Genomic DNA, 14218 nt, shown 5'->3' on the forward strand with positions numbered 1-14218 from the left:
GGACAACTGCCGGCGCGCCCGAGCGGTGGGCGCGAGGATGCATCCCATGCAGGTGGAGGAGGTCCTCGCCGAGCTCGGCGGGTGCGCCTCCCGCGCCGAGCTGCTCCAGCGCGTGAGCGAGCACGAGCTGCGCCGAGCCCTGGCTGCCGGTCCGTGGATCGCCCCGCGCGTGGCCGCTATGCCGTGCCGTCCCCGCCGCCGACGACAGAACGGGTCGACCGCAGCGACCTGGCCCGCGCCGGACGCCGGGCGGCGCACGAGGTCACCGGCACGGCCATCCTGCTGAGCGCTGCCGCGCACTGGGACTGGCCGACGAAGTGGGTGCCGACCAGGCCCCAGATCGCGCTCCCCCGCAATCGCAAGGTGCCGCCGGCGGTCCGGCGTCGCTTCGACGTGCGCTTCCGTGACGTACCGCCGGACGACCGCGAAGGGGGCTGGGTGACCTCCCGCGTGCGGACCGTCCTCGACTGCGCCAGCCTGCTGCCACCGGACGAGGCACTCGCCGTCGCCGACTCGGCCCTGCGCGAGGGCGTGGTCACGCGGGACGAGCTGCTCTCGGCCGCCCCGGGCCTGCCGCTCCGCCACCGGCGCAGGGTCGACGGGTTGATCCGCGCCGCTCATCCCCTCGCAGCCAACCCCTTCGAGTCGGTCCTGCGCTGGATCGTCTCGGACGTCCCCGGTCTGACGGTGCGACCCCAGGTGCGCATCGACGACGACGCGGGTCTCGTAGGCATCGTCGACCTGGCCGACGAGGACCTACGGCTGGTGCTCGAGGCGGACTCCTTCGAGTGGCACGGTCAGCGGGAGTCCCTCGAGCGCGACTGCATCCGCTACGACCGGCTCGTTGCGGACGGCTGGGTAGTCCTCCGGTTCACCTGGGACATGGTGATGAACCACCCGGAGCGGGTGCGCGACCTCGTCGCGCGGACCGTGGCCCTGCGTGACCCGCGGGTACGACGTGCACTCGCGAGCGCCCACGAGCCGGGAACCCCGAGATCCCGAACGCCAGGACTCGCCGTCGGCCACCAGTGCACGTCGTACCCGTGAGTCAGTCCAGCAGGGGGACGTTCCGGCGGGCGGCGGCCACCGCTTCCCGGTCGATCTCGGCCGCGAGCACGTCCTCTCCCCCGCCCAACCGCGCGCGCACCTCGCCGGTCGGGTCGGCGAGGACGGACCGGCCGATGCCGTAGGGCCCGTCGACCGACTCACGGGTCCACGCCTGGCCGACGGCGAGCAGCCAGGTCTGGGCGTCGTGCGCGCGGGCCCGGGTGAGCAGGTCCCACTGCGCGGCCTTGCCTGGACCGTCGCCCCACGAGGCGGGCAGCACGACGAGCTCGGCGCCCGCGCGGCCGAGCGCGGTGAACTGGTCGGCGAAGCGCACGTCGTAGCAGGTGGCCAGACCGACCCGCCACCCCTCGACGTCGACGGTCACCACCGCGTCGCCGGGCGCCACCGTCTCGGACTCCGTGCTGCCGAAGGCGTCGTAGAGGTGGATCTTGCGGTAGGTCGTCTCGGTGGTGCCGGGACCGGTGACGAGCAGGGTGTTGTGCACCCGCGAGCGCTGCTGGCCCGCACCGGTCGTGATCGCGTCCGCGGGGGTGAACATCCCGACGACGACCGTCACCCCGTGCCGCTCGGCGAGCGCGCGCACCCCGTCGGCGAAGGGCCCGTCGAGCGGCTCGGCGGCCGTGTCGAGCCGCCGGGAGAAGGGAGCCATCGCCGCCTCCGGGTGGACGACGAGCCGCGCACCCCGACCGGCCGCACGGCCGGTGAGCTCGTCGATGCGTCGCAGGTTGTCGGCCGGGTCCGCCGTGGCGGTCCACTGGCAGCCCGCGAGGCGAAGGGGGCTCATGCCGCCTCCTCGCGCCGCGCCATGTCGGCCCGGGCCGCGGCGAGCACCTGCTCGTCACGGCACCCGCGGGCGAACCCCTCGATGCGCGCCGCGATCTCGCGGCCGAGCAACCACTGGCCGATCGGGTGGGCGATGCGCTGCAGCCGGGCGGGACGCACGTCGTACGTGTACTTCCACACCGCGAGCGTGCCGTCGCCGTCTGGCTGGAAGCGCCACCCGCCGCCGAAGCGGGCGAAGAACCACGGTCCGCTGACCATCGTCATCCCGACGGAGGTCGGCGGTCGCCACGAGACGTACTCGCTGACCATGCTCGGTGAGACCGGCCCGGCGAAGGAGGACCGCGTGTACGTGCGCACCCCCACCCCGGGCTCGCTCGCCCCGTCGAGGAAGCGCTGCTCGCGGATGAAGGGGTCCCAGCGGCGGCGGACCGCGCCGGTCGTCTGCGACACGGCGAAGGCGAGGTCGGGGCTGATGGGGACGTGCACGTCGGCGCTGACCTGTGGCATGCCTCCACCCTAGGGTGAGGGCCATGGCGACTCTCTTCACCAAGATCATCGACGGCGAGATCCCGGGTCGGTTCGTCTGGTCCGACGAGACCTGCGTGGCCTTCCTGACCATCGAGCCGCTCACCGACGGTCACGCCATGGTCGTGCCGCGTGCCGAGCTCGAGCAGTGGACCGACGCCGACGAGCAGACGTGGGCGCACCTGCAGCGGGTCGCGATGACCATCGGCCGCGCGCAGCAGGCGGAGTGGGCGGCGCCGCGGATCGGGATGCTGCTCGAGGGCTTCCTCGTGCCGCACCTGCACATCCACACGTGGCCGGCCTTCTCGCCCGACGACTTCGACCCGCACGCGCCGATGCGCGACGTCAGCGACGAGCGCTTCGAGGAGGCAGCCGAGCGGCTGCGCGCCCGGCTGCGCGCCGATGGCCACGCCGCCCACGTCCCGGGCCCGGGGGCGCTTCCCGCATGATGTCCCGCCGCACGAAGGCCGCGATGTTCGCCGCCCTCATCGCGGCCTTCACCGTGATGCTCCTCGGCGGCGCCGTCCTCTTCGTCGCCGACGGGCAGCCGTGGGCCGCGCTCGCGTGGACCCTCCTCCTGGCGGTGGGGACCATCGTGACGTCCGCGGGACTCGTCGGCTTCCTGCGGGAGACCGACCCGGACCTCGTGGACGAAGGGGGTCACGTCGTCGTCGAGGCGCCGTCCCGCCCCCTTCCCCCGGCGACCGACCGCAAGGACCCCTGGCCCTACGAGTGGCTGGCCCCGGCACTCGCCCAGGCCTTCGAGGGCACGCCCTACGTCGTGATGAGCAACGGCAGCTCGATCCTCGTGCGGGCCGACCTCGTCGACACCCGGTGGCAGCACGTCGCCACGACCCACCGGTTGCGGCACACCTTCGTCACCCGGTTCGTCCCCACGGGCCGGCCGGGGGTGATCCGGCGGACCGACGAGTCGCGCCGGTTGGAGACCTCGGCGGGACCGACCCGGCTCGGCGCCCAGCTGGGGGTCGCCTCCGGACGGCAGTGGGGGTACACGCGGCGGATCGAGTACGGCCTCGGCCTCGACGGCTTCAGGCGGCGGGTCGACTACGAGTTTTCCACCGACGAGATCAACGAGCCGGTCCGGGAGATCATGCGGATGGCCGGCTGGCGGGCGACGCTCGACGCGGAGGCCAGGGGCGCGCTCGTCATGGGCGGCCTCGGCCTCTCGGCCGCCGTCGTCGTGCCCGCCGTGCTCGTCGTCCAGGCCCTGCTCGACTGACCGCACTGCAGACCCGTGGTGGCGATGGCCTCGTCCGGGGTGTAGGCATGGGGCATGGCTACCACTGCATTCAAGGGCAACCCCGTCAACACCGCCGGCGAGCTGCCGGCCGCCGGCGCGAGCGCCCCGGCCTTCGACCTCGTCGGTGACGGTCTCTCCGCGCTGACCTCCGCCGACGTCCCCGGTCGCGTCGTGCTCAACATCTTCCCGAGTATCGACACCGGCGTCTGCGCCGCGAGCGTGCGCAAGTTCAACGAGCTCGCCGCCTCCCTCGACGACACGACCGTCGTCAACGTCTCCAAGGACCTCCCCTTCGCCCAGGCCCGCTTCTGCGGCGCCGAGGGCATCGACAAGGTCAAGGTCGGCTCGGCCTTCCGCTCCTCCTTCGGCGAGGACTACGGCGTGACGATGACCGACGGCCCGATGGCCGGTCTCCTCGCCCGTTCGGTCGTCGTCCTCGACGCCGACGGCAAGGTCCTGCACACCGAGCTCGTCCCGGAGATCACCCAGGAGCCCGACTACGACGCGGCCGTCAAGGCCCTCGGCTGACCGCCCACCGACCCCATGACGAAGGGGGGAGCCGCCCGGGTGGGCGGCTCCCCCCTTCGTCATGTCAGGCGCGGACGGTCCGGGTGACGAGGTAGCTGCGGTCGCGGACGAGGATCTCGGTCTCGCCGACCCCGCGCAGGCGCGGCAGGTACGGCAGGTGCGCGTTGTAGACGAGCACCAGCTCACCCCCGGGCACGAGGACGCGGGCGGCGTCGTCGATCATCTCGAGCGTCGGGGTGGAGTCCTTGGCCGTGCCGACGTGGAAGGGCGGGTTGCTGACGATCGCGGCGACCGACACGTCGTCGAAGCCGACCAGCCCCTCCCCGCGGCGCACCTCGACCGCACCGGCCGTCGTCAGGCGCGTCGACGCCACCGCCGCGGCGGACACGTCCACCGCCACCACGTCGTCGAACCGCCGCGCGAGCAGCGCGGCGAGGATCCCCGTGCCGCAGCCCAGGTCGACGACGGTGCCCTCCGTGCCACCGACCCGGTCGAGCTGAGCGACGAGCAGTGCCGTCCCCGCGTCCAGCCGCGTGCCGGCGAAGACCGCCCCGTGCGCGTGGACGGTCAGGTCGAGGTCGTCGTGGTGGCGTGAGCGCGGCCAGGTCTGCTCGACCGCACGGGCGCCGGAGGCGTGGAGGACGCGTGACTTCTGGCGGCCGAGGCTGGCCGTCACGTCCGTGAAGCTCGCCGCGAGCACCTCGTTCATCGACCGGGTCATGTGCTTGACCCGGCCGCCGGCGACGACGCGGACGTCGTCCGCGCCGACCACCGCCGCGGTGCGGGCGATCTCGTCGAGGGCGTCGAGCGAGCCGGGCAGGCGCAGCACGACGAGCCGGGCCCCCGTGAGCGCCTCCGCCAGGTCGGGGACGACCGTGCCTCCCGCCGCGGCGACCCGCTGCTCGCTGACGATGCTGTCGCTGTGCGCGACGACATCGCCCCCGGCCAGGCCGGCGACCGCCGAGGTGAGCGCACCGTGGTCGTCGCCGACGACCGCGACACGGCCCGCCGGGAGGTCACCGAGCTCGTCGACCAGGAGCCGGTCGACGGGGTCGAGCTCGGGAGCCATCAGGTGCGCGGACCCTTGCGGTGCGGCTTCCGGTCACGTCGGCCGCCGGGCTCCCCGGACTCGCTGAGCTCGATGAGCTGGCCGGAGATGCGGGTGCTCTGCAGGCGGTCGGCCGTGCCGGGCGGCAGCGGCGACGGCAGCTCGACGATCGAGTGGTCCCCGCGGATGTCGATGTGGCCGAAGTCCTGACGGCTCAGGCCGCCCTCGTTGGCGAGCGCACCGACGATCTGACGCGGCTCGACCTTGTGCCGGCGCCCCACGGCGATCCGGTAGGTGCCCATCGGGCCGGAGGCACCGCGTGGGCCGCGCTTGCCCCCCTTCGCCCGGTCCGGGTTGTCGCCACGGTCGTCACGACGCGGCGGGCGCTCGGTCCGCTCGCGCTTGGGCGGACGCACGGGGTCGGGGCCCATGAGCATCGGCTCGTCGCCCTGCAGGACGATCGCCAGGGCGGCGGCGACGTCGCCCTCCGGCACGTCGTGCTCCTCGACGTAGTGCGCGATGACGTCGCGGAAGGTCGCGAGGTCGGACGAGGCGAGGGCGGCCGTGATCCGGTCGTCGAACCGGCCCAGCCGTGTGGCGTTGACGTCCTCGGGGGACGGCATCGGCATCTCGGCCAGGGTCGTGCGGGTCGCCTTCTCGATCGACTTCAGCAGGTGGCGCTCGCGGGGGGTGACGAAGGAGATCGCGTCACCGGAGCGCCCGGCCCGACCCGTGCGACCGATGCGGTGCACGTAGGACTCGGTGTCCGTGGGGATGTCGTAGTTGACGACGTGGCTGATCCGCTCGACGTCGAGACCGCGGGCGGCGACGTCGGTGGCGACGAGGATGTCGAGCCGGCCGGACTTGAGCTGGGCCACGGTCCGCTCGCGCTGGGCCTGGGCGACGTCGCCGTTGATCGCTGCGGCCGAGAAGCCTCGGGCTCGCAGCCGCTCGGCGAGCGTCTCCGTCTCGTGCTTGGTCCGCACGAAGACGATCATCGCCTCGAAGTTCTCCACCTCGAGGATGCGGGTGAGCGCGTCCACCTTCTGCGGGTAGGACACGACGAGGTAGCGCTGGGTGATGTTGGGCGCCGTCGCGGTCTCGCGCTCGACGGTGATCTCGAGCGCGTCGGTCAGGTGCTTCTTGGAGATGCGGCGGATCTGGGCGGGCATCGTCGCGGAGAACAGCGCGACGTGCTTGTCCTCGGGTGTCTCGGCGAGGATCGTCTCGACGTCCTCGGCGAACCCCATCTTGAGCATCTCGTCGGCCTCGTCGAGGACGAGGAAGCGCAGCTGCGACAGGTCGAGCGTGCCCTTCTCGAGGTGGTCCATGATCCGGCCGGGGGTGCCCACGACGACGTGCACACCACGGCGAAGGGCGCTCAGCTGCACCCCGTAGCCCTGGCCGCCGTAGACGGGGAGCACGCGCACGCCGGGGATCCGCGAGGCGTACTTCTCGAAGGCCTCGCAGACCTGCAGCGCCAGCTCGCGGGTGGGCGCGAGGACGAGTGCCTGGGGCGACTTCTGCTTGGGGTCCAGCTGGCTGAGGACCGGCAGCGCGAAGGCCGCGGTCTTGCCCGTGCCGGTCTGCGCGAGCCCGACGACGTGGCGTCCCTGGAGGAGCGCGGGGATCGTCGCGGCCTGGATCGGCGAGGGGGTCTCGTAGCCGATGTCCTTGAGCGCCCGGACCACGCGGTCGTCGAGGCCGAGGTCGGCGAAGGTCGGCTGGTCGGGCTCGGGAGGGGGCGTGCTGTCGGTGCTCACAGGACGACGGTAGTCGAGCCGCCGGGATCAGCGCTCCAGGACGAGGTCGTCGGCCCGCGCCAGCAGCTTGGCCAGCGCCGAGTCGACGTACCACTGGATCGTGGCGAGGTCCGCGCTCACGAGCTCTCCTCCCCCTCGCTCTCCGAGAAGCGCGCCACGCTGCCGGTCTCGAGCAGCTCGGTGAACTCGTCCTCGGTGAGGATCGGCCGGCCGAGCTCGCGCGCCTTGGCCTCCTTGGTGCCGGCGTTGTCGCCGACGACGACCCAGTCGGTCTTCTTGCTCACCGAGCCCGAGGCCTTGCCGCCGCGCTCGAGGATCGCCTCCTTGGCGCTGTCGCGGGAGTATCGCTCGAGCGAGCCCGTGACGACGACCGTGACGCCCTCGAGCGTCTGGGTGATGGACTCGTCGCGCTCGTCCTCCATGCGCACGCCGTCGGCGGCCCACTGGTCGACGATGCCGCCGTGCCACTCGTTGCCCTCGCCGTCGAACCACTCGCGCACCGACGCCGCGATCGTCGGACCGACGCCCTCGACGTCGGCGAGCGCCGCCTCGTCGGCCTCGCGGATCGCGGTCATCGACCCGAAGTGCTGGGCGAGCGCCCGCGCGGCCGTCGGCCCGACGTGCCGGATCGACAGCGCCACGAGCACGCGCCACAGCGGCTGTTCCTTGGCCTGCTGCAGGTTGTCGACGAGCTTGGCGCCGTTGGCCGAGAGCACCCGCCCGTCGTGGACGAGCTCCTCCGGGTCGCTCTTCTTCGCCGCCCGGGTGAAGAGCGGCACCTTGGCGATGTCCTCGGCGTCCAGCCCGAAGAGCCCGGACTCGTCGGTGAGCACGCCGGAGTCGAGCAGCCCGACCGCGCCCTCCCAACCGAGCGCCTCGATGTCGAAGGCGCCCCGGCCGGCCAGCGAGGAGAGCCGTTCGCGCAGCTGGCTGGGGCAGGTCCGCGAGTTGGGGCAGCGGATGTCCTTGTCGCCCTCCTTCTGCGGGGCGAGCTCGGTGCCGCACGCGGGGCAGTGGGTCGGCATGACGAACTCGCGCTCGCTCCCGTCACGCAGGTCGACGACCGGACCGAGGATCTCGGGGATGACGTCGCCCGCCTTGCGCAGGACGACGGTGTCGCCGATGAGCACGCCCTTGCGCCTGACCTCGTGGGCGTTGTGCAGGGTCGCGAGGGAGACCGTCGAGCCGGCGACCGTGACCGGCTCCATGACGCCGAAGGGGGTGACCCGCCCCGTGCGTCCGACGTTGACCCGGATGTCGAGGAGCTTGGTGTTGACCTCCTCGGGCGGGTACTTCCACGCGATCGCCCACCGCGGGGAGCGCGAGGTCGTGCCGAGCCGACGCTGCACGGCGATCTCGTCGACCTTGACGACCACGCCGTCGATCTCGTGGTCGTAGTCGTGGCGCTGCTGCTCGACGCGCGTGATGAAGCTGCGCACCTGGGTCATCGAGTCGAAGACCTGGTAGTGCGGCGAGGTGGGCAGCCCCCACGACGCCATCAGCTCGTAGGCGTGGCTCTGGCTGTCGACCTCGAAGCCCTCGCGCCGCCCCATCCCGTGCACGAGCATGTGCAGCGGCCGGCGGGCGGTGACGCGCGGGTCCTTCTGCCGCAAGGATCCGGCGGCCGAGTTGCGCGGGTTGGCGAAGGGGGGCTTGCCGGCCTCGACGAGACCGGCGTTGAGCTGCTCGAAGTCCTCGAGCCGGAAGAAGACCTCGCCGCGGACCTCGACGAGGTCGGGCACCGGGTGGACGCTGTCGTCGAGCCGGGTCGGGATGCCCGAGATGGTCCGCACGTTCATCGTGACGTCCTCACCGGTGCGCCCGTCACCACGCGTCAGCGCGCGGGTGAGCCGGCCCCCTTCGTACAGGAGGTTGATCGCGAGGCCGTCGATCTTGAGCTCGCAGAGGTAGTGGAACCCGGAGACCTCCTGCTCGACCCGGCGCGCCCAGTCGAGCAGCTCGTCGCCCTCGAAGGCGTTGTCGAGGCTGAGCATCCGCTCGAGGTGGTCGACGGCGGTGAAGTCGGTCGAGAAGATCGCGCCGCCGACCGTCTGCGTCGGCGAGTCGGGGGTGCGCAGGGAGGGGTGCGCCTCCTCGAGCTCCTGGAGCCGCCGGATCAGGCGGTCGTACTCCGCATCGCTGATCGTCGGCGCGTCCTTGACGTGGTAGGCGAACTGGGCAGCGCTCGCCTGCTCGGCCAGGTCGGCCCACTCGTGCCGTGCGTCCTCGGGGATCTCGCTCACCCGACCATCCTGCCGCAGGGCACCGACACCCCCTTCCATCCGACACGACGACAAGGTTGGATGGGTCACCCGAACCCTCATTCAGGAGCCAACAGATGACCAATCTCGCGAGCAACCTCGTCGCGACCGCCCAGGCCCACCCCGACAGGGTGGCCATCAAGCTCGACGACGCGGAGCTCACGTGGGCCCAGCTGCACGGCCTCGCCGCCCGAGCCGCCGGAGCGCTGCGCGCGGCCGGTCTCGAGCCCGGTGACCGCGTCTCGCTGATCCTGCCGAACGTCCCGGCCTTCCCCGTGCTCTTCTACGGCACGCTGCTCGCGGGCGGCATCGTCGTCCCGATGAACCCGCTGCTCAAGGCGCAGGAGATCGAGTACTTCTACACCGACTCCGGCGCGAAGTTCTCCTTCGTCTGGGGCGACTTCGCCGCCGAGGCGCAGGCCGGAGCCGAGGGCACCTCGACCCGGGTCATCGCCTCCGGCCCGGTCGGCCCGAGCGAGGAGGACCTGCCGGCCGGGGAGCCGATCGCCACGCCCGTCGAGCGCGCCGGCGACGACACCGCGGTCATCCTCTACACCTCCGGCACGACCGGACGGCCCAAGGGCGCCGAGCTCACCCACGACAACCTCGACCTCAACGCCAAGCGCTCCGCCGAGGACATCATCGGCATCCGCCCCGACGACGTCATCATGGGCTGCCTGCCGCTCTTCCACGTCTTCGGCCTGACGTGCGGCCTCAACACCGCGGTCCGCCAGGGCGCGACGCTGACGCTCATCCCCCGCTTCGACCCCGGCAAGGCCCTCGAGGTCATCGAGCGCGACCGGGTGACGATCTTCGAGGGCGTGCCGACGATGTACGGCGCGATGCTGCACCACCCCGCGGTCCAGGACACCGACAAGAGCAGCCTGCGCACCTGCGTCTCCGGCGGCTCCTCGCTGCCGGGCGAGACGCTGCGCGAGTTCGAGGAGACCTTCGGCGTGCAGCTCCTCGAGGGCTACGGCCTCTCGGAGACCTCGCCCGTCGCGTCCTTCAACATGCTCGACCAGCCGACCAGGCCGGGCACCATCGGCCGCGCGATCCCCGGCTGCGAGATGAAGCTCATCGGCACCGACGGCCAGGACGTCGGTCCCGGCGAGGGCGTCGGCGAGATCGCGATCCGCGGCGACAACATCATGAAGGGCTACTGGGGCAAGCCCGAGGCGACCGCCGAGGCCATCCCCGACGGGTGGTTCCGCAGCGGCGACATCGCGAGCGTCGACGAGGACGGCTACTACACGATCGTCGACCGCAAGAAGGACCTCATCATCCGCGGCGGCATGAACATCTACCCGCGCGAGGTCGAGGAGGTGCTCTACACGCACCCCGACGTGCTCGAGTGCGCCGTCGTCGGTGTCCCGCACCCCGAGCTCGGCGAGGACGTCGGCGCCGCCGTCTCGCTGCGCGAGGGTGCCTCGGGCGACACCGAGGAGATCAAGCAGTACGTCAAGGACCGGATCGCGGCCTACAAGTACCCGCGCACGATCTGGATCCTCGACGAGCTGCCCAAGGGCCCGACCGGCAAGATCCTCAAGCGGGAGATCCACGCCCCCGCCTGACGGGTCCTGTGCACGGGAGGTCGTCCTGGTGCATCTCGTGGTCGATCCGGCCACCTGGTGCACCAGGACGACCCTTTGTGCACGAGCCTCAGCCGGCCGCCAGGTCGGTGAGGGCGGCTGCCAGATCAGTCGTCGTGCGCAGGATCGACACGGCGGACGAGGGCGCCGTCCCCGCCAGCCCGCAGGTCGGCGTGACCACGACGTCACCGAGCGACGCGACGGGCAGGCCGATCCGCTGCCACGCGCCGACGAGCCGCTCGCTCGCGGTGCGCCAGTCCGTGGGGCCCGACGTCGGCACGGCGCCGGCCCACAGCCGCGTGCCCGACTCCACGGCCTCGGCCAGCTGCTCCCAGCCACGCCCACCGAGCAGGGACAGGTCGAGCGAGAGACCGCGGGCGCCGGTCTGGCGCAGCAGCTCCACGGGCACCTCGCCGGCGCAGCAGTGGACGACCGTCTCGTGCTCGCCGGCGGCGGCGAGCACGGTCCGCACGCCGTCCCGCACCTCGTTGCGCTCGACGGCACGCAGCCGCCCGTACCCGGACTGGGTCGGCAGCCGGCCCTCGAGCACGGCCGGCAGGCCGGGCTCGTCGACCTGCACGACCACCTGCGCGCCCGGCACGAGGCGCCGCACGTCGCCGAGGTGGCTCGCCACGCCGTCCGCGAGCGCCTCGGCGATGTCGCGCCGGGCACCCCGGTCGACGACCGCACGCTCGCCCCGGGTCAGCTCGATGCTCGCGGCGAGGGTCCACGGCCCGGTGACCTGGACCTTGAGCGGGCCGGTCCAGCCGTCGTACGCCTCGGCGAGCTCGTCGAGGTCCTCGCGGAGGAGGGCACGGGCCCTCCCTTCGTCCGCGCCGGGGCGGTCGACGAACCGCCACCCGTAGGGCTGGGTCTCGACGTGCAGGTCGGTGAGGAGCGCCGCGGCGCGACCGACCATGTCGGCGCCGACACCGCGGGCGGGCAGCTCGGGCAGATGCGCGATGCCGTCCCCGAGCAGGTCCCGGACTGCGACGACGGCCTCGCGGGGGTGCTCCCCCGGCCACGAGCCGATGCCGGAGGCGAGCGTCATCCAGCCACCGCCGCGCTCCGCCCGGCCCGCGCGATGGTGCCGGACCCGACGACGCGGGTGCCGTCGTACAGGACGATCGACTGCCCGGGGGCGGCGCCTCGCACCGCCGTGTCGAGCCGCACGACCAGGCGCGCGTCGCCCCCTTCGCCCAGCACCTCGGCGGTGGCGGGGATCTCCTCGCCGTGCGCCCGGATCTGCGCGCCCAGCCGGTGCCGACCGGAGGCTGCAGGACCGCACCAGCGCACGTGGTCGGCCTCGATCAGGTCGGCGCCGAGCAGGTCGGCCGTCCCGATGAAGACGCGGTTGGTCGAGGCGTCGACCCTCGTCACGTAGCGGGGCTCGCCATCGAGTCCGGAGCGGTCGAGCCCGAGTCCGCGGCGCTGGCCGACGGTGAACCCGTAGGCCCCTCGGTGCCCACCGACGACCTCGCCGGAGCCCTCGTCGACGATCTCGCCCTCCTGCTCGCCGAGGCGCCGGGTCAGCCAGCCGCGGGTGTCCCCGTCGGAGATGAAGCAGATGTCGTGGCTGTCGGGCTTCTTCGCCACGGCGAAGCCGTGCTCGGCCGCCTCCTCGCGGATCTGCGGCTTGGTCGTGTCACCGAGCGGGAAGAAGGCACGCGCCAGCTGCTCCTCGTCGAGCACGCCGAGCACGTAGGACTGGTCCTTGGCGGTGTCGACCGCGCGGTGCAGCTCGCGCCCGCGGGGCCCGTCGACGACCTGCGCGTAGTGACCGGTGGCCACGGCGTCGAACCCGAGCGCCAGCGCCTTGTCGAGGAGCGCGGCGAACTTGATCTTCTCGTTGCAGCGCAGGCAGGGGTTGGGGGTGCGCCCGACCTCGTACTCGGCGACGAAGTCCTCGACGACGTCCCGGGCGAAGGGGGTGGCCATGTCCCACACGTAGAAGGGGATGCCGAGCCGGTCAGCGACCCGGCGGGCGTCGCCGGCGTCCTCGATGGTGCAGCAGCCTCGGGCCCCCTCGCGCAGCGTCTTGGCCTCCTTGGCCAGGGCGAGGTGCACGCCGACGACCTCGTGCCCCGCCTCGATCATCCGCGAGGCGGCGACCGCGGAGTCGACGCCCCCGCTCATCGCGGCGACGACACGCATCAGGCGGCCCCGCTGGCCCGCCGGGCTCGGGCGACGGCCTCGGGCAGGGCGGCGAGGACCGCGTCGACGTCCGCGTCGGTGGAGGTCCAGCCGAAGGAGACGCGAAGGGAGCCGCGCGCCTCCTCCTCCGAGCGCCCCATCGCGAGGACGACGTGGGAGGGCTGCGGGATGCCCGCCTGGCAGGCCGACCCGGTCGAGACGGCCACCCCGGCCGCGTCGAGCAGGTAGAGCATCGAGTCGCCCTCGCACCCGGGGATGGTGATGTGGGCGTTGCCGGGCAGTCGCGTGGTGACGTCACCGACCTCCCAGCAGCCGGTGACCCGGATGCCGAGGTCGAGCGCCTGGGTGCCGGCGAGGAAGCGGTCGCGCAGGGCGCCGATCCGGGCGGCCTCGGCCTCCCGCCGGTCCACGGCATCGGTGACGGCGACCGCGAAGGCGCGGATCGAGGCGACGTCGAGCGTGCCCGAGCGCACGCCGCGCTCCTGGCCCCCACCGTGGCTCAGGGCGACGAGCCGGGCGTCGCGTTTGGCGACGAGGGCTCCGATGCCGATCGGGCCACCGAGCTTGTGCGCGCTGACGCTCATGAGGTCCACGCCGCTCGCGGCGAAGTCGACCGGCAGGTGCCCGGTCGCCTGGACCGCGTCGGTGTGGAAGGCGATGCCGTGCTCGTGGGCGATCGCCGCCATCGCGGCGACGTCCTGGACGGTCCCGACCTCGTTGTTGGCCCACATGACGGTCGCCAGGCCGACGGTCTCCGCGGACTCCTCGATCGCGGCGCGCACGGCGTCCGGGTGCACCGTGCCGCACTCCCCCGGCGCGACGAAGGTCGCGCTCGCGCCCTCGTGCTCGACCGCGTGGTCGACGGGGTCGAGCACCGCGTGGTGCTCGACGGCGCTCACGACGATGCGGGAGCGAAGGGGGTCCACCGCACGGGCCGCGCGCAGGCTGCCGGTGATGGCGAGGTTGTCGGCCTCGGTACCGCCTGAGGTGAAGACGATCTCGCTCGGGCGCGCGCCGAGGGCGGCGGCGATGCGTTCGCGGGACTCCTCGACGACCCGACGCGCGTCGCGCCCGGGCCCGTGCAGGCTCGAGGCATTGCCGGTGATCGCGAGCTGCTCGACCATCGCCTCGCGCGCCGCGGGGGTCATCGGCGTGGTCGCCGCATGGTCGAGGTAGGTGGTCACACAGAGAGTCTACGGAAGCCCGGACACCGGGAATGAACGCCACCGGACCGA

General features: G+C 72.9%; 13 protein-coding genes. 5 read left to right on the plus strand and 8 right to left on the minus strand.

Translation table 11 applies throughout. From position 1 onward, the window contains the following. Nucleotides 1-153 precede the first annotated feature (153 nt). A complete protein-coding gene (locus JT1_RS08920; protein ID WP_169701923.1) occupies nucleotides 154-1047 on the plus strand; it encodes a DUF559 domain-containing protein in 894 nt (297 codons plus the stop codon). Nucleotide 1048: 1 nt separating this feature from the next. Here the strand turns inward: JT1_RS08920 and JT1_RS08925 are convergent, their stop codons facing one another. Continuing rightward, nucleotides 1049-1852 carry a carbon-nitrogen hydrolase family protein gene (locus JT1_RS08925; RefSeq protein ID WP_068325222.1) on the minus strand — a complete coding sequence of 268 codons (804 nt, stop codon included), beginning with the start codon at nucleotides 1850-1852 and terminating at the stop codon, nucleotides 1049-1051. Continuing rightward, on the minus strand, nucleotides 1849-2358 hold the full coding sequence (locus JT1_RS08930) for a type II toxin-antitoxin system RatA family toxin (protein ID WP_068325223.1): 510 nt from the start codon (nucleotides 2356-2358) through the stop codon (nucleotides 1849-1851). Before JT1_RS08930 ends, JT1_RS08925 begins: the two co-directional genes overlap by 4 nt. A 23-nt stretch (nucleotides 2359-2381) precedes the next feature. Between JT1_RS08930 and JT1_RS08935 the strand changes: the two genes are divergently transcribed. From JT1_RS08935 to tpx, 3 genes are read left to right on the plus strand one after another with little or no spacing between them, the layout of a single operon-like run. Further along, the gene (locus JT1_RS08935; protein WP_068325224.1) at nucleotides 2382-2825 is read left to right on the plus strand and encodes an HIT family protein; all 444 of its coding nucleotides are present in this window, start codon (nucleotides 2382-2384) and stop codon (nucleotides 2823-2825) included. Then, complete coding sequence (locus JT1_RS08940) at nucleotides 2822-3616, plus strand: hypothetical protein (RefSeq protein WP_169701924.1); 795 nt, start codon at nucleotides 2822-2824, stop codon at nucleotides 3614-3616. The genes JT1_RS08935 and JT1_RS08940 overlap by 4 nt, the downstream gene beginning before the upstream one ends. Nucleotides 3617-3670: 54 nt before the next feature. After that, on the plus strand, nucleotides 3671-4165 hold the full coding sequence (tpx, locus tag JT1_RS08945) for a thiol peroxidase (protein ID WP_068325226.1): 495 nt from the start codon (nucleotides 3671-3673) through the stop codon (nucleotides 4163-4165). A 64-nt stretch (nucleotides 4166-4229) separates the two neighbouring features. Here tpx and JT1_RS08950 read toward each other — a convergent pair whose 3' ends face one another. The 3 genes from JT1_RS08950 to ligA all read right to left on the minus strand — a co-directional run bounded on the left by JT1_RS08950 (nucleotide 4230) and on the right by ligA (nucleotide 9258). Then, complete coding sequence (locus JT1_RS08950; RefSeq protein ID WP_068325227.1) at nucleotides 4230-5234, minus strand: class I SAM-dependent methyltransferase; 1005 nt, start codon at nucleotides 5232-5234, stop codon at nucleotides 4230-4232. After that, nucleotides 5234-6976, minus strand: a complete 1743-nt coding sequence (locus JT1_RS08955; protein ID WP_068325228.1) for a DEAD/DEAH box helicase — start codon at nucleotides 6974-6976, stop codon at nucleotides 5234-5236. Before JT1_RS08955 ends, JT1_RS08950 begins: the two co-directional genes overlap by 1 nt. A 116-nt stretch (nucleotides 6977-7092) precedes the next feature. Further along, entirely contained in the window at nucleotides 7093-9258 is a 2166-nt protein-coding gene (gene ligA / locus JT1_RS08960) for an NAD-dependent DNA ligase LigA (RefSeq protein WP_068325229.1), read from the minus strand. Between the two features lie 56 nt (nucleotides 9259-9314). On the opposite strand from ligA, the gene JT1_RS08965 reads away from it, so the two are divergent. Beyond that, on the plus strand, nucleotides 9315-10811 hold the full coding sequence (locus tag JT1_RS08965) for a long-chain-fatty-acid--CoA ligase (protein ID WP_068325230.1): 1497 nt from the start codon (nucleotides 9315-9317) through the stop codon (nucleotides 10809-10811). An 88-nt stretch (nucleotides 10812-10899) separates the two neighbouring features. Here JT1_RS08965 and JT1_RS08970 read toward each other — a convergent pair whose 3' ends face one another. Genes JT1_RS08970 through JT1_RS08980 form a run of 3 tightly spaced genes read right to left on the minus strand, consistent with a single transcriptional unit; the run spans nucleotide 10900 to nucleotide 14167 of the window. After that, nucleotides 10900-11880, minus strand: a complete 981-nt coding sequence (locus JT1_RS08970; protein WP_068325231.1) for a uroporphyrinogen decarboxylase/cobalamine-independent methonine synthase family protein — start codon at nucleotides 11878-11880, stop codon at nucleotides 10900-10902. Next, a complete protein-coding gene (gene mnmA / locus JT1_RS08975; protein WP_068325232.1) occupies nucleotides 11877-12983 on the minus strand; it encodes a tRNA 2-thiouridine(34) synthase MnmA in 1107 nt (368 codons plus the stop codon). Before mnmA ends, JT1_RS08970 begins: the two co-directional genes overlap by 4 nt. After that, nucleotides 12983-14167, minus strand: coding sequence for a cysteine desulfurase family protein (locus JT1_RS08980; RefSeq protein ID WP_068422518.1), 1185 nt, complete (start codon nucleotides 14165-14167; stop codon nucleotides 12983-12985). The genes mnmA and JT1_RS08980 overlap by 1 nt, the downstream gene beginning before the upstream one ends. Nucleotides 14168-14218: the final 51 nt, after the last annotated feature.

It is taken from the genome of Janibacter terrae NBRC 107853 (assembly GCF_001591405.1).
Taxonomy (GTDB): Bacteria; Actinomycetota; Actinomycetes; order Actinomycetales; family Dermatophilaceae; genus Janibacter; species Janibacter terrae.